Raw genomic sequence first — 21,566 nt, 5'->3', positions numbered from 1 at the left:
CCTGTGAGAGAAATTTTAAAACATATCAAAGGAGATCGAACCATTTGGGCATTGGTGGCTATCCTAGCTATCTTTTCCTTTATGCCGGTATACAGTGCCAGTGCAAATCTGGTAAATGTAGTCGGGGGTTCAACTCTTGGATATCTTTTAAAACATGTGGTCCTGTTAATCATGGGGTTTGCCATTATTTACGGAGTACATAGAGTTCCGTATAGGTATTTTAGCGGCGGGTCAGTTTTAATGCTTCCTATAGTTTTTGTCTTGCTCATCTATACATTGGCACAAGGAACAACTATTGGAGGAGCAAATGCGAGTAGGTGGATACGAATTCCTTTTGTAGGAATAGGTTTTCAAACATCAACATTGGCCGGATTGGTTTTAATGGTGTATGTAGCAAGATATCTGGCAAAAAATAAGGATACTAAGATCAGGTTTAAAGAAAGCCTTTGGCAATTATGGCTGCCGGTAGGGTTGATCTTGATGCTGATCTTGCCTGCAAACTTCTCTACCACAGCAATCATATTTTCTATGATATTGATTGTAGCTTTTATAGGAGGATATCCATTAAAATATATAGGCTTTATCCTTGGAACAGGAGTCGTGGCTTTTGCCATTTTCATTCTGATTGCAAAAGCATTTCCTGATGCCATGCCAAACCGTGTGAGTACATGGCAAAAGAGAATTGAGAATTTCTCAAGTTCAGACGGTGCTGAGGCATATCAGGTAGAAAAAGCAAAAATAGCCATAGCTACGGGGCAAGCTTTTGGGAAAGGTCCCGGAAAGAGTATACAAAAGAACTTTTTACCACAATCTTCATCAGATTTTATCTATGCGATTATTGTGGAAGAATATGGGTTGATAGGGGCTATTTTGATTGTCTTTGTGTATTTCTTATTGCTATTCAGAATATTTATTACAGTAAGAAAAGCAACAACGGTATTTGGAACACTCTTAGTGATTGGAGTAGGATTGCCTATCATATTCCAAGCATCCATTAATATGGCGGTTGCCACTAATTTATTCCCGGTTACGGGTCAAACATTACCACTAATTAGTAGTGGAGGTACATCCATTTGGATGACGTGTTTTGCTATTGGAATGATCTTAAGTGTAAGTGCATCCAAAGAAGAAACAGAAGAATCAATTTTAGATGATAATCCATTAGATATTTTGCATGAAACATTGTAAAAGGACATATAATTTTTTTACTGGAAAGCTTGATTGCAATGTTCCGTATAACCGAATTAAAAAAATGTTTTTGACTGTATGAAACAATCGATTAACATATTGATTAGCGGAGGAGGAACAGGAGGACATATCTATCCTGCAATTGCTATTGCCAATGAGTTAAGAGCAAGATACCCTGAAGCTAATTTCTTGTTTGTGGGAGCAAAGGATAAAATGGAGATGGAGAAAGTGCCACAGGCGGGTTATGAGATCAAAGGATTATGGATTTCGGGTATCCAACGAAAGTTGACATTGAAAAATTTAATGTTTCCTATCAAATTATTGGATAGCCTGATCAAAGCAGGAAGAATCATTAGAAAATTCAAGCCGGACGTGGCTATTGGTACTGGAGGTTTTGCAAGTGGGCCTACTTTAATGGCAGCACACAGAAAGAAAATTCCAACGTTGATTCAAGAGCAAAATTCCTTCCCGGGAATTACCAATAAACACCTTGGGAAGAAAGCAAACGTAGTCTGTGTGGCTTATGATAATCTGGAGCGGTTTTTTCCTTCAAATAAATTGGTGAAAACCGGTAATCCGGTAAGAGCAAGTTTGTTGTCTATTCATGTAAAAGAAAAAATAGAGAAAGCAAGAGAACTGTTCGATCTTAAAAAGAAAAGAAAGACCATTTTAATTCTGGGAGGAAGTTTAGGGGCGAGAAAGATCAATGAATTAATAGAGGAGAACCTTCCGTTTTTTAAAGAACAAAAAGTACAGCTGATCTGGCAATGCGGAAAACTGTATTACGATCAGTATAAAAAACACGATGAGAAAAAGAATGTACATGTGCATGCGTTCATTAATCAGATGGATTTAGCATACGCAGCTGCAGATATTATCATTTCAAGAGCTGGAGCAAGTTCTGTTTCTGAGCTTTGCATTGTAGGGAAACCTACCATTTTTATTCCTTCTCCTAATGTGGCAGAAGATCATCAAACCAAAAATGCAAAAGCAATATCAGATAAGCATGCAGCCATTTTATTAAGAGAAAACGAGCTGGAAACTTTTCCGATTCTTTTTGAGACTTTGATCAAAGATGAAGGAAAGCAAGAGAGCTTAAGTGAAAATATTAAAGAGTTGGCTTTGCCAAACGCAACAAATCAAATTGTAAATCAAGTTGAAAAACTATTAGGTCTGTGAATTTAAAAGAAATACATAATGTTTATTTCGTAGGGATCGGAGGAATCGGTATGAGTGCTCTTGCCCGTTATTTTCACGCGACCAAAAAACAAGTTGGCGGATATGATAAAACAGCTACCAAGCTTACAGACGATTTGCAATCGAAAGGGATTGATATCCATTTTGAAGATGATATAGATCTAATTGCTTCAAATTTTAAAGAGAAAAATAATACGTTAATCGTTTATACACCGGCTATTCCTAAAGATCATAAGGAGTTGAATTATTTCCAAGACAATGGTTTTGTAATTATGAAACGAGCTGAGGTGCTAGGATTAATCACAGAAGATTCTTTTTGCTTTGCAGTAGCCGGAACTCACGGGAAAACAACAACGTCGTCTATCTTGGGTCATATCATGCAACCCTATAACGCTACGAGCTTTTTAGGAGGAATTTCAGAGAATTACCACTCGAACCTTATTCTCGGAGGTGATCAGTTGACTGTTGTAGAAGCAGACGAATTTGATCGCTCTTTCTTAAAACTATCTCCAAACATTGCATGTATTACATCTACCGATGCTGATCATTTAGATATCTATGGACATCATTCAGAATTGGAAGATTCTTTTCAAGAATTTTCAGATAAAGTGTCCGGTCAGGTATTTGTGGCAAAAGGAGTAGGGGTTAAAGGAACTTCTTATGCAGTAGAAGAAGAAGCAGATTACCAAATCCAAAATGTAGCGATCAAAGATGGAAGTTATGTTTTTGATGTGAAAACTCCGGAAAAATATGTAGATGGAATTCAGTTTTCACTTCCCGGAAAACATAATTTGATGAATGCTTTGGCAGCTTTTGCTATGGCTGAGTCATATGGAATTTCTACAGATAGTATTAAAGAATCGTTACAAAGCTTTAGAGGAGTAGAAAGACGGTTCTCCTATAAAATAAAAACGGATGATCTGGTTTTGATCGATGATTATGCACATCACCCAACCGAGATCAACGCAGTATATGATGCTGTTCAGGAAATGTATCCTGAAGAGAAAAATATGGTCATTTTTCAACCTCACCTGTTTTCTAGAACACAAGATTTTGCTGATGATTTTGCATCAAGCTTGTCTCAGTTCGATGAGGTGTTGCTGTTGGATATATACCCGGCCAGAGAATTGCCTATTGAAGGTGTGAATTCTGAGTGGTTATTGACAAAAATTAACAATGGAAACAAAAAAATAACATACAGACAAGATTTAGTCTCTGAAATCAAAAAATCAGGAGCTAAAATTGTGGCAATGTTAGGAGCCGGAGACATTGGTGTCATGATAAGTGAAGTAACAGATCAATTAAACTCAATAGAAAAAGTATGAAGTTAAAAAGAACTTTAAAATACCTGCTTCTGTTGATTTTACTGAGTTCTTTGGGATTCTTGTACGGATTTTCTAATCATAGAAATGGCGAAAAGAAGGTGGAGAAAATCAATATTGATTTTGAATCTGATGAGAATAATTTCTTAACTCATGGCATGGTTAATAAATTGTTAATACAAAACGACAAATCAGTTCAAAACCAAGCAAAATCTGTAATAGATTTATACCGTTTAGAGAAAGAGATTTTAAAAAACCCTTACATCGAAAAAGCTTCGCTTTTCATAACAATAGATGGAACTTTAAATTCTCTGATCAAACAAAGAACCCCAATTGCCAGAGTGATCGCCGATGATGAAACTTACTACCTTGATTCGCAAGGGGTAAAGGTTCCTCTGTCCGATAATTATTCGGCCAGAGTTCCGTTGATTACAGGGGTGCAAAAAGACCAAAATTTAGGAGAAGTTAATCAACTATTACGCAAAATAATAGCAGATGACTTTTTGAAAAAAGAGATCGTTGGAATTCATTTTGAGAATTCCAAAGAGTGTTTATTGACTGTTAGGAGCGGAAATTATAAGGTAGAATTTGGAGGATTACAGGAAATTGACCAAAAATTTAGAAAACTAAAAGCATTTTATAACAAAGCTTTTCGTGATAGTACAATACATAAATACAAAACCATAAACATTAAATACCATAATCAGGTTGTTGGTGTAAAATAATAGAGATGGAAAATAACAAAATAGCTGTCGGTTTAGATATTGGAACAACAAAGATTGTTGCTATGATCGGACGCAAGAACGAATACGGAAAACTGGAAGTTTTAGGTATTGGTAAGGCTAAAAGCTTAGGTGTAAAGCGTGGGGTTGTGAGTAATATTACTCAAACCATTCAATCCATTCAACAAGCTGTAGAAGAATCAGAAAGTGTTTCCGGACATAAGATAGAGAATGTTGTGGTGGGTATTGCAGGACAACACATCCGTAGTTTGCATCATAGCGATTACATTACTCGTTCTAATGCAGATGAGGTTATAGATGAGATCGATATTGAGAATTTGGTGAATCAAGTTCATAAATTGGTAATGCTTCCCGGTGAAGAGATCATTCATGTGTTACCGCAAGAATTTAAAGTAGATAGTCAAGGAGAGATTAAAGAACCTATAGGAATGTACGGAGGAAGGTTAGAAGCTAATTTCCACGTAGTTGTAGGGCAAGTGTCTTCAATTAGAAATATCGGACGCTGTGTAAAAAGTGCCGGATTGGATTTATCTGATATCACATTAGAGCCTTTAGCATCAGCATCAGCTGTTTTAAGTCAAGAAGAAAAAGAAGCAGGAGTTGCTTTGATCGATATAGGAGGTGGTACAACAGACTTGGCCATCTTTAAGGACGGGATTATTCGTCATACGGCAGTAATTCCTTTCGGTGGAAATGTGATTACAGAAGATATCAAAGAAGGATGTTCTATCATTGAAAAGCAAGCAGAACTGCTAAAGATAAAATTTGGATCGGCTTGGCCGGGTGAAAATAAAGAAACTGAGATTGTTTCTATTCCGGGGTTAAGAGGTAGAGAACCTAAAGAGATCACTCTAAAGAATTTATCTAAGATCATTCATGCTAGAGTGCAAGAGATTATAGAGCACGTGTATTTAGAGATCAAAAATTACGGACACGAGACGCAAAAGGGAAAATTGATTGCAGGAATTGTTCTTACAGGAGGAGGATCGCAATTAAAACACTTACGTCAATTAGTAGAATATATAACAGGAATGGATGCAAGAATAGGTTATCCTAATGAGCATCTTGCCGGAGACTCTGACGACACATTGTCTAGTCCGTCTTATGCAACAGCGGTAGGGCTGTTGATGGAAGGGTTGGAAAATCATGCCAGAGAAGAAAAGCAACCTGAGGAAGAAATTGAAGCTGTAGAAGAAACAAAAGAAGAAGAAGAAAAAGAAGTGGTTGAAGAAGCACCAAAACCTAAAAAGAAATCATTCTTCGAAAAGTTTACCGATGGCTTAAAAGAATTTTTGGATAACGCAGAATAAAAAACATACATAAAACAACCAATAACAAAATAGAACCGTTATTATGAGCGCAGAATTTGATAACATTTTATTTGACATGCCAAAATCACAGTCCAATGCTATTAAGGTAATTGGAGTAGGTGGTGGCGGAAGTAACGCAGTAAATCACATGTACCACCAAAATATTAGAGGGGTAGATTTTGTGATTTGTAATACTGATGCACAGGCATTGGAAAATAGTCCGATCCCCAATAAGATCCAACTAGGAGCCAACTTGACTTCTGGACTAGGAGCTGGAGCAAACCCTGAAGTAGGTGAGCAAGCTGCTAAAGAGAGTATGATTGAAATTCAGAAAATGCTGAATACGCAAACCAAAATGGTATTCATTACAGCCGGAATGGGTGGTGGTACCGGAACCGGGGCTGCACCAATCATCGCTAAAATTGCTAAAGATATGGACATCTTAACAGTAGGAATTGTTACGATGCCATTTCAGTTTGAAGGAAGAATGCGCTCAAAACAAGCACAATTAGGAATCGACGCATTGAGAGAAAATGTAGATTCTTTAATTGTCATCAATAACAATAAACTAAGAGAAGTATACGGAAACCTCGGATTTAAAGCCGGATTCTCTAAAGCAGATGAAGTGTTGTCTACAGCAGCAAGAGGAATTGCAGAAGTAATTACACATCACTATAAGCAGAATATCGATTTACACGATGCCAAAACCGTATTGTCTAACAGTGGAACAGCTATTATGGGATCGGCCAAAGAAGAAGGTCAGAACAGAGCTAAAAATGCCATTGTAAAAGCATTAGATTCTCCATTGTTGAATGACAACAAGATTAAGGGTGCTAAGAATGTATTGTTGTTGATCGTTTCCGGAACCAATGAAGTAACCTTGGATGAGATCGGAGAGATCAATGATTATATTCAAACAGAAGCAGGATACGATGCCAACATCATTATGGGTATCGGAGAAGATGAAGCATTAGGAGATGCAATTTCAGTAACGATAGTTGCTACAGGATTTGCCGCAGATCAGCAAAGTAATATTACCAATACAGAGGTTAAAAAGATCATCCATACCTTAGAAGATGAGCAAAAAGCAACCTATGATTTTTCTAATGAGAAAACGGTAAGCAAGTCGCCTGTAGTAGATGAGCCTATAGATAAAGTAGAAAAGAAAATCGTACATGTATTAGAAGATGATCTTGAAGAGGAAGAGGTGAAAATGGATTTGATCCCTACCACAGATTTTATCAAGAACATTGATGTTGTATACGATGAGATTGCTGTAGAAAATATAGCAGAAGACGATTTTATCATAACCAATGTAACTCCGGCTAAAGAAGAGGAGAAAATTGAAGAGGTAAAAGAAGAAATTTCTGGAGACCTATTATTTGATTTGCCATTGAATAGCTATGAAGAGATCAAGCCAGAAGAACCTAAGACACTTTTCGAATTAACGGAAGATATTTTAGGAATGGAGGTAAAAGATCCGGTAGAGATCGTAGCAAAAGATGAGCAGGTGGTAGAAAAGCGTTTTGTTTTGGAGGATTTCGATATCGAGCCTACAATCAACAAAAGCTCTTCTATAGAAAAAGAAGAAGTGGCAGAAGATGCATTGCAGTTCGAATTGAAAACCACAGCCACTCAAGAGGAGATTAATGAAATAGAAACAGAGAGTGAAGAAGTTTCTCCATTAAGCTTAACAATTTCTGAATTGCAAAAGAGAGCAGAAGAAAGACGTAAGACGATGAAAGGGTTCAATTACAAGTTCACAGACCAAATGAGCAAGAACATTGATGAGATCGAGCGTCAGCCAGCCTATAAAAGACTAGGAGTGGATTTGGATGATACCAATACCGCTATTAGTAAGTCTAAGACAAGTTTATCGACTGATGATAATGACGATATTCAATTGAGATCAAATAATTCTTTTTTACATGATAATGTAGATTAAGAAGGTTTTGACCCCTAACCTATAAGCCGTATTCGACCAAATTTTGAGTACGGCTTTCTTTTTTCGTTAAAAATCTCTTAAATACAACGTTTTTTTCTTTTTTCAAGCAGGAGGCTAATACTAGTGAGAGGCGTTGATTTTACTGGATTTTTATCGATTTTTCATCTGTTTTTTTACGTTGATTTTGTTTTGATGTGTTGCAAAGGGGTGTAACAAAGAAATTACTTACACGTCTATATAGTGTAATTAATCATAACTTTAAAACAATAAAAAAATGAAATCAACAGCACACCCACGAGTCATTGAGAGAGGAATTTTAACGTCTGCTTACAAAGAAGAAATCAGACAAACAGTTCGTGACATGAAATCAGGATCTTTGTCACAGATCAAAAACTCTTTCTTAAGCCAACACGAAAAACTACGCAGCCAAACTGCAGCAATTCTTCAAGTTTCCATCTTTACCTTGGTATTGGCACTTATTTTACTGTAAAATTAGCTTAGAACTTTCTTAATTCTACGAATCGCTTCTCTGAGTTGCTCTTCAGAAGCAGCATAGGATAGTCGTATACAATTAGGAGCTCCAAAAGCTTCACCTGTAACGGTAGCCACATTCGCTTCTTCTAATAAGAGCATTGAGAAATCATTAGCATTATTGATGGTTTTCCCTTGGAAAGTTTTTCCAAAGAAAGCAGAAATATCTGGGAAGATATAGAAAGCTCCGTCAGGAACATTCAATTGAAAACCTTGAATTTCACCCAAAAGCTCGAGTACCATATCACGACGTGATTTGAACTCATCTACCATGTATTGTACTTTGCTAACTGGAGCTAAAACAGCTGTAATAGCAGCACGTTGAGCAATACAGTTAGTTCCGGATGTGATCTGACCTTGCATTTTTGTACAGGCCTTAGCAATCCATTGAGGAGCACCAATAAATCCAATTCTCCAGCCGGTCATGGCAAATGCTTTTGCCAATCCGTTTACGGTAATGGTTCTGTCGTAGATACTTTCAACAGCAGCAAAACTAAAAGGTTTAACACCATAGTTGATGTGCTCATAGATCTCATCAGAAAGAATGTAGATGTGTGGATACTTTTCTAAAACTTTGGCCAAAGCTCTTACTTCGGCTTCCGAGTAAATAGTTCCACTTGGATTGTTAGGAGAGTTAAAGAATACCATCTTAGTTTTAGGTGTAATAGCCTCTTCTAACTGTTCTGGAGTAATTTTAAAATCGTTGTCTATAGATGTAGGAATTTCTACATATTTAGCTTCACATAAAGTTGCAATAGCAGAATAGCTTACCCAATACGGAGCAGGTAGTAAGATCTCATCACCCGGATTTAACAAAACTTGAGCAACATTTGCTATAGATTGTTTTGCCCCGGTTGAAACTACAATTTGATTGGGTGCGTAATCGAGACCATTATCTCGTTTGAATTTAACACTGATCGCTTCTTTCAATTCTACATATCCGTCTACAGGAGTGTAAGAATTGTAATCTTGATTGATCGCTTCTATTGCTGCATTCTTAATAAAATCTGGAGTATTAAAATCAGGTTCTCCTAAACTTAAACTGATAATATCTTTTCCTTGTGATTTTAACTCTCTTGCTTTAGCAGCCATCGCTAAAGTTTGAGAAACAGGTAAACTGTTAATTCGATCAGATAATGGGTGTGCCATTGATTATGCCATTTGAGGTTTTTTTCCAAGATTACCTAGATGTCTGAAATGCTCTATAATGGCTCTCCTGGTGGTTTTATATTCGTTGTAAGGAAGATTAAATTCCTTTGCTGTTTCCTTTACAATTTTAGCTAACTTCTTATAATGAATATGAGAAATATGTGGAAAAATATGATGTTCAACCTGATGGTTCAATCCACCGGTATAGAAGTTGATAAACCAGTTGCTAGGAGCAAAATTAGATGTGGTATACAACTGATGAATAGCCCAAGTGTGCTCTAAATTTCCATCTTTGTCCGGTAAAGGCATCTCCGTATTTGGTACTACATGTGCCAATTGAAATACGACGCTCAAGATCATTCCTGCTACATAATGCATCACAAAAAATCCAATTAATACTTTCCACCAAACAACATCCATTACGGCTATTGGCAATACGATCCATAAGGCATAGTATAGGATCTTAGTTACAACCAATTTGGTCCACTCAGTCGCCGGATTTGGAAACTTTCCATAAGAAAGTTTACGCTTTAAATAGCTGTGCATTTGTTTAAAATCGGTAGTAATGGCCCAATTGATGGTTAATAATCCGTATAAGAAAATAGAATAATATTTTTGAGCAGCGTGAATTCTGAACCATTTGGCGTGTTGCGAAAAACGAATTACTCTTCCTGCATCAATATCTTCATCGTGATCTTGAATATTGGTATATGTATGGTGTAAAACGTTGTGTTGTACTTTCCAGTTAAAAACATTTCCGGCAAGCATATAAATACTGCTTCCCATTAATTTGTTTACCCACTTTCTACTTGAGAAAGATTCGTGATTGCTATCGTGCATAACATTCATTCCAACTCCTGCCATTCCAACTCCGATTACTGCAGTTAATAACAATTGTAACCACTGAGGCATAGAAACGGTAAGCAATAAAATGAAAGGAACAAGGTAAATGGTAAACATGATTACTGCTTTAGTATACAACTTCCAATTACCGGTTCTTTTAATATCGTTTTCTTTGAAGTAATTATTAACTCTCTTGTTTAGGGTTCTAAAGAATTTTGCTTTATCTATTCTTGAAAAGTTTACTGTCTTCATATATGGGAGAAAAGTTAAGAAACAAAAGTAATAGTTTTTATATGATTCATAGATGTATTAACGGTGCTTTTTTTAAGGAATTATTCACTTGATTAATTACTTTTGTGCTTTCTTATTTTATGATGGACATTATTCTTAAATATTTTCCTGAATTATCTGATAATCAGATAACTCAGTTTTCAAAGCTTCAAGAACTGTATCAAGATTGGAACCTAAAGATCAATGTAGTTTCAAGAAAAGATATTGATGAACTGTATTTGCGACATGTTCTTCACTCTTTGGGAATTGCTAAAGTGATGCAATTTAAGGCCGGAGCACAAGTGATGGATGTTGGAACCGGAGGAGGATTTCCCGGAATTCCGTTAGCTATTCTATTCCCCGAAACTCAATTTCACCTTGTAGATAGCATCGGAAAGAAGATCAAAGTTGTTAATGAAGTGTCCGAAGGTTTACAATTAGAAAACCTAAGAACTACACATGGTAGAGTAGAAGAAGTAAAAGAAGAATACGACTTTATTGTAAGTAGAGCTGTAGCGCAAATGGAAACTTTTGTGCGATGGACTAAAGGGAAAATAGCCAAAAAACAAAACCACGAACTTAAAAATGGGATTTTGTATTTGAAAGGAGGAGATCTGTCTGAAGAGTTAAGAAATTTCCCTAAAGCTACTATTTATGACCTTCCTAATTATTTTGAGGAAGACTTTTTTGAAACCAAAAAAGTAGTGCATTTACCACTAAAGTATCAAGGGAAGTCTAAATAGAACTTACAGCTTTTCAATTTGATTAGTCTCAACATTAAGTACATCGAGACCTTTCATGATTTCTATTCGTTTGTTGCCATTTAAATAAGATAGATTGAAGTTAGTATCTCTACTTTCTCTAAACTTACTTTCTACATAAGCTTCATCCACAGAGATCTCAGTTACTTGCTCATTTAGCAAGTCTCTTCGTACAAAATAAGCATTGTTTCCGGCTAAGTTACATCCTACCAAAGCATACCCCTTTTTAACTGCCAGAAGATTGAGTGCTTTTAAAGAGGCTCCGAAGTACAAATGACTATAATGAGCTTTTCCTCTTACAAAATCCTTTCGGTAAGGAACAGAAATAGCTCTGTCTTTTCCAAAAACACTGTTGTATTCCATGATGATTATAGAAGGGTTGAGCTTCGATAAATCGATCTCTTCCAGAATATGATAATCATTACCATCAATATCTATATGCAACAACCCAATATTAGAACAGCCTATTTCAGATAACAAAGAGTTGATGTTTTCTCGATCAATAAAAACCGCTTTGCTGTTAAGATCATATTTCCAGTACCAACTTCTTTTTCTGAGTCCGTTGATGTGCTCTGAAGACCCATCCATAACAAAACCCGACCAATTGTTGTGCATCATTAAAAATCGAGTATTTGATTCCAGGTAATCTTCAACTCCAAACTCAATAAAAAATTCATTCTCAATAGTAATGTTCTTAATCAGATATTGAATGATTCCATCATCACCCCATTGACTAAAGATCTTGAACTCATAATCTTGAATGTTTTTAGAGTTCATCATTGTTTGTTGTTTTGAGAGCATTGCTCCTAAAGCGAGCAACTTTGGATCTTCAGCTTCTCGATTGAAACGTTGAATGACAAAACCTATAAACCTTGCAAATTTTCTTAAGAGTTTTTTAAGCACCTTCGTTTTTTAAGCAAATCTAATTTTTTTTTAAGAGATAGTAAGAAATTATATTACGAACGGATTAAAACAAAGCTTAAAAGTTTTAAAAAAAACAAGAGAGCAGTGCATTTACCTTATTATCCAGGGAGTTCTGAAAGGCAAAGTACACTACTCAAAAACAAACTAGTTAGCGGTTGATAATCATCTTATAACCTATCCTTTAGACCTCTTGAAGATTCAAAAGTTTAATATTTTGTTTTTGAAGACTTAAGAAGTGAGGCTGTTTATGAAAAGGAGTATTAAAAATAAGGCTTTAGAATTTTTAGAAATATGGTATTTTTACAAAAAGATAATTCATGGCCTTAACACCTTCCAACAGTTTTGAAAGAGGAGCTAAAGCTCCCGATTTTAAATTACCAGATACCGTTTCAGGAAATACGATTTCTCTACAAGATATTAGAGGAGAGAAAGGAACCGTGGTCATGTTTATTTGCAATCATTGTCCTTTTGTAATTCATGTAAATGAGCAGTTAGTTCATTTGGCAAAAGACTATAAAGATCAAGGAATTGGCTTTGTAGCTATTAGTAGTAATGATGTAGAAAATTACCCACAAGATGCTCCTGATAAAATGAAAACTCATGCAGAAGAGGTAGGATATCCGTTCCCGTATTTGTATGATGAAAGTCAGGAAGTTGCTAAAGCTTATGATGCAGCATGCACTCCGGATTTGTATGTATTTGATGCTGAATTGAAATCCGTATATCATGGTCAAATAGACGATTCTAGACCGGACAATGGTATTCCGGTTACTGGAGAAAGTATCCGAGCAGTTTTAGATGCGATCTTAAACAATGATAAATATTCAGGACCTGAAAAGCCGAGTATAGGCTGTAATATCAAATGGAAACAATAAAAAAAAGCCAGCATTGTAATGCTGGCTTTTTAATTTTTTTCAGATAGAATCTTTAATTACTCCCAATCTCATTAATAGTTGAATGATTTGGAGCTTTTGGGTCAGGGCCATACTGATTATCGCCACTGTCTCCTTCTGTAAAGTAGAATACCAAAAGAATGATTCCTCCTATTACCGGGATGAAACCAAGTAAGATCATCCAACCCGTTTTATTGGTGTCGTGTAATCTTCTTACTTGAGCTGCCAAACTTGGAATAATGTTGGCAACTCCCCATCCTATAATAAGAATGTACATAAGAATTCCTCCTGCAACTCCAAGTATCAAAGCGGCTAAAATGGCCACAATCCAGAGGCCAATTGAAATTAAAAAGTTTGCTAAGACGTAATACCAGTATTCTGATCTTCTGGCTCGACCTTCAAAGTTTGCGTAATTTTCGATGAAAACTTTTTTCCACCAATCGATCATTCCAAACTCTGCTTCAGATTTAATTCTTTCCATAGATATTAGTTAGTTTAAATGGTTAGTTAGCTAAGCAAGCAAGTTATCTAATCTTCAGTAGATTACCAAAAACTATTTTTTAACTATTCTGTAAGCTTGTGATTTATTGCTGGATGAAACCTTAACTAAATATATTCCGGAAGAGAAAGAGCTTAAATCTATTGAGGTCTCAAGAGAAAAAGTTCCTTTTGTCAGTTCTTTTCCTAAGATGTTAAAAACTCTATAATTAAGTGATTCTTGTGTAGGATTCTTTATATAAAAAAGCCCATCATCACTTGGGTTTGGATAGATAGAAAGATTAGAGAAATTCTCATCATCTGTACTAAGAACACCATTTCCTTCTTGTATGGTAATACTTTGGTTAGGAGTAATGTTGTTAATTGTTTCTACTTGACCAGTTGTATTCCAAGTAACTTTTATATAATCAATATTTGTAGCGTCTTTTAACCCTACAAACTCACTGCTGGAATTCTGACCTAAGTAGCCTTCGCCACAAACAGTATATCTATATTGAGATTCTCCATTAGCGTGGATTTCAATTTTGTTCCCAATACCATCTTTATTACTGGTAACTCCTTCCAATTTTATTTTGATCCAGCTATTGGAGGTAATGGTCTTATTTTCCCATAGGAAGTTATTCTCACCACCGTTGTTCATCACAACAATATCCGGTAATCCATCATTATTTACATCGCCTATGGCATTGGCAAAACTAGATTTGGTGTCGTTATGAAAACCAATATTGTTAGGAATTACAAAGGTGCCATCTCCTTGGTTGTGATAGAATGCCGCAGAAATCCTATTGGGATCAGAACCATCTAACATTCCACTTACATAAAGATCCAATTCGGTATCATTATCAGCATCTAGAAAAACAGCTCCCCAAGCAATACTGTCAAAAGAAGTTCCGGTTGCCACTGCTACATTGGTAAAGGTGCCGTCTCCATTGTTCTTTAAAAGGTTGTTACCATTGGTATGAGTTACATACACATCAAACCAACCATCTTTATTGTAATCTCCTATAGTGGTAGACATGGCATCAATGGCAATTCCTGCGCCGCTGGATACAGATACATCGGTAAAAGTTCCGTTCCCATTATTTTGATATAGCCTGTTGATATTGGCTACCTTATCGTTGGCTACATAAATATCTTGATCGCCATCATTGTCATAATCAAAGAATGAAGCACAGAATGACAATTCGCTACCTAGGTTGATTCCTACACTGGTAGTTACATCGGTAAATGTGCCTCCATCATTTCTGTATAGATAATTGTGTTGGGTGAAGGTTTCATCTCTGTTGGAAATAAACACATCCAAATCTCCGTCGTTGTCCATATCTCCAAAAGTGGCTCCGTAGGTAAACAGATTGTCTGTAAACAAACCACAAGTATTAGTGATATCTGTAAAAGATAAGTTTCCGTCATTTCGATAAAACTTATTGATCCCTGTAATACTGGTTGCTAAAAAATCTTTGTCGCCATCATTATCATAATCAACCCAAAGAACCTGCTTTACTCTGTTCAGGTGGTTGATTCCTAAATCTACTTGAGTGAAGGTACCATTGTTATTTTGAAAAAAGTACACCTCTTTTGTTTCGTCTGTTGCATAAGTAAGATCGTCCCAACCGTCATTGTTAAAATCGGCAAAAGACACACCACCACCATATACAGAAGAACCGTAGGCATAGGCAACACCACGTGAATTAGCGCTTTCACCAAACAATAAAGTTTGTCCGATGATTAGCTGTGAGAAAAATAAAGAAAAGACCAAAAAGACCTTTCTAATAATAGAAAAGCTAGGAGTCATAATAAGTTGAATATTTTTAGTTATTTGGTTTAACCTGATTAACAGATTGATTACGAAGATACTTATTCTTTTGAAGTAATAAAAAAAGGATCGCAATTGCGATCCTTTTAACATATATGTATCTAGTTTTTATACAATCTCTACAAACAATCCTTCTTCAGTTTTGTTCACTTTTACAAGATTGTTTTTTGTCAAGCCTTTAATGGTTTTGTCCCATTTTTTATTACTCAACCCTGATTGAGTTTTTAGCTCAGGAAGCTCTATTTTTTCTGCTTTTTCAACGATTGCGAATACTGCTTTTTCGTCATCGTTCAATTCTACAGTAGGAGCTTTTCTTTCCGGCTTCATCTGTGGGAAGAACAACACTTCTTGAATAGATTGATTGTTGGTTAAGAACATGATCAAACGATCCATTCCAATTCCCAATCCTGAAGTAGGAGGCATTCCGTATTCTAAAGCACGTAAGAAGTCTTGATCAATAAACATTGCTTCATCATCTCCACGATCTGCTAATTTTAGCTGAGCTTCAAAACGCTCACGTTGATCTATTGGGTCATTCAACTCAGAATAAGCATTTGCAATTTCTTTTCCGCAAACCATAAGCTCAAAACGCTCTGTTAATTCCGGATTCTCTCTGTGCTCTTTACACAACGGACTCATTTCTTTTGGATAGTCAGTAATAAATGTAGGTTGTATGTAGTTTCCTTCACACTTTTCTCCAAAGATCTCATCAATCAATTTTCCTTTCCCCATGCTGTCGTCTACTTCAATTCCCATAGACTTAGCAGCCTCTCTCAATTCATCTTCTGATTTTCCAATAATATCAAAACCTGTAAAATGCTTAATAGAATCTGCCATCGTTACTCTTGCATAAGGAGCTTTAAAATCAACTTCATGCTCTCCAAATGTGGCTTTAGTTGTACCGTTTACTGCAATAGCACAATGCTCTAATAAGTTCTCGGTAAACTCCATCATCCAGTTGTAATCCTTGTAAGCTACATAGATTTCCATCGCTGTAAACTCAGGATTGTGAGTTCTGTCCATTCCTTCATTACGGAAGTTCTTAGAGAATTCATATACACCATCAAAACCACCAACAATCAGTCTTTTTAAATACAATTCGTTGGCAATTCTCATATATAATGGAATGTCTAATGAATTGTGGTGTGTAATAAAAGGTCTTGCAGCAGCTCCTCCAGGAATAGGTTGTAAAATTGGAGTTTCAACTTCAAAATATCCGGCTTCGTTAAAGAAAGAACGCATGGCATTGAATAGCTTGGTTCTTTTTACAAACACTTCTTTTACATTAGGGTTTACAACCAGGTCTGCGTATCGCTGACGATATCTTAACTCAGGATCATTAAACTCATCAAAAGTGTTTCCTTCGGCATCTGTTTTAGGCAACGGAAGAGGCTTTAATGATTTACTTAACAACGTGAAGTTTTTTACCATTACAGTTTTCTCTCCAACCTTTGTAGTAAATAAAGTCCCTTCAATTCCTATGAAGTCACCAATATCTAATAACTTCTTATATACTTCATTGTACAAAGTTTTGTCTTCTCCAGTACAGATCTCGTCTCTATTGAAGTATACTTGAATTCTTCCTTCAGAATCTTGCAACTCAGCAAAAGAGGCCTTTCCTTGGATACGTCTTGACATTAATCGTCCAGCAACAACAACCTGTTTATCTTCCTCAAATTGTTCTTTGATTTCCTTAGAATTTGTGTCTAATGGAAATAGATTGGCAGGATAAGGGTTGATTCCTAGTTCACGTAATTTCGATAGCTTTTCTCTACGTACAACTTCTTGTTCTGATAATTGCATTTTAAATTCTGTTTTCTTCTTTAATGATTTAAAGGCGCAAAGATAATCATTTGCCAAAAGAAAGAGGTTTGTAAAAAAAGAAAAAAGATTGGTGGGGTTAAAAAAAACGAGTATATTTGTAGGCTGTTTTGAAAAAAGCAGCTTTAGTTGTGTTGTTTTGGTACTTTCGTAAAAGTACCGTGGTTTTGTTAACCAATGGAAAGCTTCCCTGAAACGGGTTGCTTTTTTTTGTTTTTAAAAGAAGGCCGACTTATGATCCCATACAATAGATAAGAACAAGCCCATATACACCAAACTGGTGATAAACTTTAACCCTGTAGAGAAAAGAAAACCAATAAAAGAACCAAAAGCAGCTTTAAAAGCTCTCTTCGAATCGTTACTGTCAAACATCAATTCGCCAATTAATGCACCGGCAAAAGGCCCGATGATAATTCCTAATGGGCCAAAGAACAGTAGTCCGATAATCAATCCTATAGTAGTACCATATACACCATACTTACTTCCTCCAAACTTCTTTGTTCCCAAGGCAGGGATAATATAATCTAAGAACCATATTAATATGGCAATGGCCAAGGTGATTCCCAAAAACGTCCAATTTTGAGGAATCGTTTTTGTGAGATGTAATAGTAGTAATCCAACCCAACCTGTAATAGGTCCCGGTAATACAGGTAAGAAAGACCCGATGATACCAAGGATCATAAAAATGAAACCTAAAAAGAGAAGTAAGATATCCATAGACAATGTTAGTTGTATATATGAAACGAAAAAAAAGAATGTTTGTTACAAATGTTAAAATTGAACTAAGAAATTAGTTTAAACTAAAAATTTAGTTACATTTGAAAAAATATTCTCAATGAAGTCTATTCAATATATAAAAATAATGACCGTGATATTTCTCCTTTTGGGAGTAAATATGCATGGACAGATTAACTTCAAAGAGAAGCATTCTGACAAAGTTCTATATGAAAAGGCTTTGAAAGCCAATGCAGCTATTGAGAATGGAGAATATGGGAATATTCATAGTCTTTTAGTAGTGAAAGAGGGAAAAGTTGTCTACGAAAACTATTACAAAGGGTGGCATAAAGATTCACTGCATCAAGCACAATCAGTTACCAAAAGTATCATAGCAACTATCCTTGGAACTGCAATTCAACAAGGTATTGTAAAAAGTACCAATGACAAGGTTGTAGATTATTATAAGAAGTACAAGGATGTGAGTGATGGAGTGCAGGAGATAAGAATTCAAGATTTGTTGACTCAAAGGCATGGCTTAAAGTGGAAAGAGAGTCCTTGGAACAGTCCTGATAACAATTGGCGAAATTTGATCAATAGTTCTGGCGATTGGTATCAAACAATTCTTCGTACCGAAATGGGAGAAAAGCCGGGAAAGGTTTTTAATTACTCAAATGCTGCTCCTACATTGATCAGTGGAGCCATACAAAATGCATCCAATTTGCCAATAGAAACTTTTGCAAGAAAATACTTGTTTTCTGAATTAGGGATAGAAAAATATAGGTTTTGGCAAGGTAATGGAGGACCATCAAACAATGGAATGGCATTGATCTTTTTACGATCACGTGATCTGGCTAAAATCGGTCAGTTGTATTTGCAAAAAGGAAAATGGAAAGGAAAACAGATCATTCCGGAAGATTTTGCTGTTAAAGCTACATCATCGGTAGTTAAAGCTGCGGAAGATAATCCGTTATATCAGGAGTATGATTATGGTTATTTTTGGTGGAAAGATCCGGTTGATAGAAAAGGAAAAAAGTATACGATCTTTTTGGCAAGAGGAGCAGGAGGGCAATTGATCATTGTAGAGCCAAAAACAAATGTAGTGGTTGTGATTACTGCATGGAATTTGACAAGACCTAATAGAGTACAAACAATATTTGACACCTTCTTAGCAAGTGTCAATTAAATATAAATGGATAATGAATAAGCAATTAACAAAGGCAGAGGAACAGATTATGCAAGTTTTATGGGACTTGAAAGAAGCTTCGGTAAAGGAAGTGATCGATCAACTACCCAATCCGAAACCTGCATATAATACAGTTTCTACGATTGTTAGAATTTTAGAGAACAAAGAGTTTGTTTCTCATAAGCCGAAAGGAAGAGGGTATGTGTATGCTCCTTTGATCGAAAAATCTGATTATAGCAATCAAAGCCTCCATAAATTGATGGATGGTTATTTTGGAGGATCATTTAAAAGTATGGTGTCCTTTTTTGTAAAGAAAAATGACATGGATGTAGAAGAGCTTGAAAAGGTTCTGAAAGAAATCAATAAAAAAGAAGATGAGAATCGTTAGAATTTGTTCAGTGTTTGTGCTGTTGTTGAGTTTTGCTTGTAAGTCAGAAAAAACAAGTGATACAATTGCAGATGTGAAAATTTTCAATGTCGCTAATGAAGACGATAGAAAAGAGTTTAGTGTATTGAAACTAGACGATACTCATGTGAATCTCTTGAATCCAACTATAAGTAAAGATGGTTTTGAAGCGATTTATAAATCATGGTCACAATTCCATTATGACTTAAATGATTTTTTAACCTCAAAAAACTTTACTTGGGGTGTTGATGATGAAAACATCAAATTGTTCAATAGGATTTACTTTACGAAAGAGGGTAAGGTAAAAGCTTATGCATACAGAGTATACAACCAAGTAGGAAAAGAAAAAACAGAAGAATACGGAAAAGTGATTGGAGATTTTTTAAAGAGTAAACAGATATCGCTAACAAGAGATGTTGCTTTTGCTCAATGTGGAAAAATGTCACTTCCTAATTCAATTAAAAGACAAGAATTATGATCAATTACATTGTGCAAGTAATCTTATTTCAGCTACTATTTTTAGTGGTTTATGATCTTTTCTTAAGCAAAGAGACTTTCTTTAAAAAGAACAGGCTGTATCTAATCTCATCTGTTTTGATCTCATTTGTACTTCCGTTTTTAAAGTTCTCTTCTTTTAAAAACACCATCTCAGAAGAATACTCAATTGTATTGCCGGAAATTGTTCTATCACCACAAAACGTGATCGAAAACACAAGTCTTGGAAAAATACTCATTGAAGAAAATCATATTTCTTATTTGGAGATCATCTTTTATATAGGTGCGTCAATTTCTTTAGTACTCTTTTTGATCAAACTGTTTAAGTTGGTTAAATACATTACTCTTTACAGAAGTAAAACGGAAAGAATTGTCACCATTCCGGAGACTAATATTGCGTTTTCTTTCTTCAACTATATCTTTTTAGGAGAAAACATATCACTAGATAAGAAGAAAGAAATTATAGAACACGAGTTGGTTCATATCAAACAGAAACACTCTTTGGACCTCTTGTTCTTTGAAGTGTTGAGAATTGTCATGTGGTTCAATCCATTGGTGTACACTTATCAAAAGCGAATTACACTGGTGCATGAGTATTTGTCAGATTCAGCATTGATCGAGAAGCAACAAAAAGACACATACATCAATCATATATTAACTAGTTTCTTTGACGTTGAGAATGTTTCTTTTGTCAATCAGTTTTATAAACATTCTTTCATCAAGAAAAGAATTATGATGATGACCAAAGAGAAATCTAAAAGGATGAATCTATGGAAGTATATATTGATTCTACCCTTAGTATTAAGTATGATTATTTATAGTTCCTGCGCTCAAAATGGAATTGAAAGTTATACTCTTTCTAAGGATTTTACAACGATTTACAAGGGTGATGGGGGTAATTTAACTTCGGTAAAACTCAATTCAAAATCAGTGTTTGATAGTTATTTTGGCCCGGTATATCCTTTTAAAAAACAAATTACGATTCATAACTTAACAGTAGCTGAACTTCAAGAATATGAAAAGATCATCGGTAGACAAGTAGTTCGAAACCCAAATTTCAAGAAATTTGATGTTCAACTTTTTGAACTGGAAAATGGCCGAAAGTTGATTGCTTACTTTGCAGATGATGAGAAACCTAAAAATATAATCTTAGGTAAAGTTGAAAGCCATCTTTCAGATGAGCAAACAGGAGCTAAAACTTACTTTGTCAATTCTATTCCTTTTTCAGTTATAGACAAGATCCCAACATTTCCAGGATGTGAAGACGACGACAAATATTGTTTCAATAAAAATGTGCAACTACATTTTGTTCAAAATTTTGATTCAGATTTACCAAAAAAATTAGGATTAAAACCTGGGAAAAAGCGCATAATCGTTCTGTTTAAGATAGATAGAACAGGAAAGGTAACAGATATCAAAGTAAAAGCTCCTGCAAAAGAACTAGAAGAAGAGCTGATTAAAATTATGGAAAAGTTGCCTCAAATGATTCCCGGAGAACACAAAGGAGTAAAAGTGAATGTAAAATACACACTGCCGATACGAATTGACGTAAAGTAG

20 protein-coding genes are annotated in these 21,566 nt (G+C 35.5%); 13 read left to right on the top strand and 7 right to left on the bottom strand.

Going from position 1 to position 21,566, the window contains the following annotated elements; all coding sequences use genetic code 11:
* The first annotated feature begins 3 nt into the window (after positions 1 to 3).
* The 7 genes from ACFSRZ_RS03470 (at position 4) to ACFSRZ_RS03440 (ending at position 8,195) form a co-directional block, all read left to right on the top strand.
* Positions 4 to 1,188: an FtsW/RodA/SpoVE family cell cycle protein gene (locus ACFSRZ_RS03470; RefSeq protein ID WP_379665123.1), complete on the top strand. Its 1,185-nt coding sequence runs from the start codon at positions 4 to 6 to the stop codon at positions 1,186 to 1,188.
* Between the two features lie 78 nt (positions 1,189 to 1,266).
* Positions 1,267 to 2,367 (top strand): undecaprenyldiphospho-muramoylpentapeptide beta-N-acetylglucosaminyltransferase, encoded by a 1,101-nt coding sequence (gene murG, locus ACFSRZ_RS03465; RefSeq protein ID WP_379665122.1) that lies wholly within the window; start codon positions 1,267 to 1,269, stop codon positions 2,365 to 2,367.
* Complete coding sequence (gene murC / locus ACFSRZ_RS03460; protein WP_379665121.1) at positions 2,364 to 3,710, top strand: UDP-N-acetylmuramate--L-alanine ligase; 1,347 nt, start codon at positions 2,364 to 2,366, stop codon at positions 3,708 to 3,710. The genes murG and murC overlap by 4 nt, the downstream gene beginning before the upstream one ends.
* On the top strand, positions 3,707 to 4,432 hold the full coding sequence (locus ACFSRZ_RS03455) for a cell division protein FtsQ/DivIB (RefSeq protein ID WP_379665120.1): 726 nt from the start codon (positions 3,707 to 3,709) through the stop codon (positions 4,430 to 4,432). Before murC ends, ACFSRZ_RS03455 begins: the two co-directional genes overlap by 4 nt.
* Before the next feature lie 5 nt (positions 4,433 to 4,437).
* Positions 4,438 to 5,760 (top strand): cell division protein FtsA, encoded by a 1,323-nt coding sequence (gene ftsA, locus ACFSRZ_RS03450; protein ID WP_379665119.1) that lies wholly within the window; start codon positions 4,438 to 4,440, stop codon positions 5,758 to 5,760.
* Between the two features lie 43 nt (positions 5,761 to 5,803).
* On the top strand, positions 5,804 to 7,705 hold the full coding sequence (gene ftsZ, locus ACFSRZ_RS03445) for a cell division protein FtsZ (protein WP_379665118.1): 1,902 nt from the start codon (positions 5,804 to 5,806) through the stop codon (positions 7,703 to 7,705).
* Positions 7,706 to 7,979: 274 nt separating this feature from the next.
* Entirely contained in the window at positions 7,980 to 8,195 is a 216-nt protein-coding gene (locus ACFSRZ_RS03440; RefSeq protein ID WP_379665117.1) for a hypothetical protein, read from the top strand.
* 2 nt (positions 8,196 to 8,197) lie between these two features.
* Here the strand turns inward: ACFSRZ_RS03440 and ACFSRZ_RS03435 are convergent, their stop codons facing one another.
* Positions 8,198 to 9,385: a pyridoxal phosphate-dependent aminotransferase gene (locus ACFSRZ_RS03435; RefSeq protein WP_379665116.1), complete on the bottom strand. Its 1,188-nt coding sequence runs from the start codon at positions 9,383 to 9,385 to the stop codon at positions 8,198 to 8,200.
* Between the two features lie 3 nt (positions 9,386 to 9,388).
* Positions 9,389 to 10,480: a fatty acid desaturase family protein gene (locus tag ACFSRZ_RS03430; protein ID WP_379665115.1), complete on the bottom strand. Its 1,092-nt coding sequence runs from the start codon at positions 10,478 to 10,480 to the stop codon at positions 9,389 to 9,391.
* A gap of 122 nt (positions 10,481 to 10,602) precedes the next feature.
* On the opposite strand from ACFSRZ_RS03430, the gene rsmG reads away from it, so the two are divergent.
* Positions 10,603 to 11,241 carry a 16S rRNA (guanine(527)-N(7))-methyltransferase RsmG gene (rsmG, locus tag ACFSRZ_RS03425; RefSeq protein ID WP_379665501.1) on the top strand — a complete coding sequence of 213 codons (639 nt, stop codon included), beginning with the start codon at positions 10,603 to 10,605 and terminating at the stop codon, positions 11,239 to 11,241.
* Between the two features lie 3 nt (positions 11,242 to 11,244).
* On the opposite strand, the gene ACFSRZ_RS03420 is transcribed toward rsmG, so the two are convergent.
* Positions 11,245 to 12,162: an FkbM family methyltransferase gene (locus ACFSRZ_RS03420; protein WP_379665114.1), complete on the bottom strand. Its 918-nt coding sequence runs from the start codon at positions 12,160 to 12,162 to the stop codon at positions 11,245 to 11,247.
* A gap of 338 nt (positions 12,163 to 12,500) precedes the next feature.
* On the opposite strand from ACFSRZ_RS03420, the gene ACFSRZ_RS03415 reads away from it, so the two are divergent.
* The gene (locus tag ACFSRZ_RS03415; RefSeq protein WP_379665113.1) at positions 12,501 to 13,058 is read left to right on the top strand and encodes a thioredoxin family protein; all 558 of its coding nucleotides are present in this window, start codon (positions 12,501 to 12,503) and stop codon (positions 13,056 to 13,058) included.
* 52 nt (positions 13,059 to 13,110) lie between these two features.
* On the opposite strand, the gene ACFSRZ_RS03410 is transcribed toward ACFSRZ_RS03415, so the two are convergent.
* The 4 genes from ACFSRZ_RS03410 to ACFSRZ_RS03395 all read right to left on the bottom strand — a co-directional run bounded on the left by ACFSRZ_RS03410 (position 13,111) and on the right by ACFSRZ_RS03395 (position 17,925).
* Positions 13,111 to 13,557 carry a DUF805 domain-containing protein gene (locus ACFSRZ_RS03410; RefSeq protein WP_379665112.1) on the bottom strand — a complete coding sequence of 149 codons (447 nt, stop codon included), beginning with the start codon at positions 13,555 to 13,557 and terminating at the stop codon, positions 13,111 to 13,113.
* Positions 13,558 to 13,629: 72 nt separating this feature from the next.
* On the bottom strand, positions 13,630 to 15,366 hold the full coding sequence (locus ACFSRZ_RS03405) for an FG-GAP-like repeat-containing protein (protein WP_379665111.1): 1,737 nt from the start codon (positions 15,364 to 15,366) through the stop codon (positions 13,630 to 13,632).
* Between the two features lie 129 nt (positions 15,367 to 15,495).
* A complete protein-coding gene (lysS, locus tag ACFSRZ_RS03400) occupies positions 15,496 to 17,190 on the bottom strand; it encodes a lysine--tRNA ligase (protein WP_379665110.1) in 1,695 nt (564 codons plus the stop codon).
* 234 nt (positions 17,191 to 17,424) lie between these two features.
* The gene (locus tag ACFSRZ_RS03395) at positions 17,425 to 17,925 is read right to left on the bottom strand and encodes a DUF456 domain-containing protein (RefSeq protein ID WP_379665109.1); all 501 of its coding nucleotides are present in this window, start codon (positions 17,923 to 17,925) and stop codon (positions 17,425 to 17,427) included.
* Positions 17,926 to 18,043: 118 nt separating this feature from the next.
* Here ACFSRZ_RS03395 and ACFSRZ_RS03390 point away from each other — a divergent pair, with 118 nt between their 5' ends.
* Genes ACFSRZ_RS03390 through ACFSRZ_RS03375 form a run of 4 tightly spaced genes read left to right on the top strand, consistent with a single transcriptional unit; the run spans position 18,044 to position 21,566 of the window.
* Positions 18,044 to 19,108, top strand: a complete 1,065-nt coding sequence (locus ACFSRZ_RS03390; protein ID WP_379665108.1) for a serine hydrolase domain-containing protein — start codon at positions 18,044 to 18,046, stop codon at positions 19,106 to 19,108.
* 13 nt (positions 19,109 to 19,121) lie between these two features.
* On the top strand, positions 19,122 to 19,496 hold the full coding sequence (locus tag ACFSRZ_RS03385; protein WP_379665107.1) for a BlaI/MecI/CopY family transcriptional regulator: 375 nt from the start codon (positions 19,122 to 19,124) through the stop codon (positions 19,494 to 19,496).
* Positions 19,483 to 19,992 (top strand): hypothetical protein, encoded by a 510-nt coding sequence (locus ACFSRZ_RS03380; RefSeq protein ID WP_379665106.1) that lies wholly within the window; start codon positions 19,483 to 19,485, stop codon positions 19,990 to 19,992. Before ACFSRZ_RS03385 ends, ACFSRZ_RS03380 begins: the two co-directional genes overlap by 14 nt.
* Positions 19,989 to 21,566, top strand: a complete 1,578-nt coding sequence (locus tag ACFSRZ_RS03375; RefSeq protein ID WP_379665105.1) for a M56 family metallopeptidase — start codon at positions 19,989 to 19,991, stop codon at positions 21,564 to 21,566. The genes ACFSRZ_RS03380 and ACFSRZ_RS03375 overlap by 4 nt, the downstream gene beginning before the upstream one ends.

The organism is Pseudotenacibaculum haliotis (genome assembly GCF_042684245.1).
Taxonomy (GTDB): Bacteria; Bacteroidota; Bacteroidia; order Flavobacteriales; family Flavobacteriaceae; genus Polaribacter; species Polaribacter haliotis_A.
Note: the sequence above shows the minus strand (reverse complement) of the source record. Positions and strands in the feature narration are given on the sequence as shown.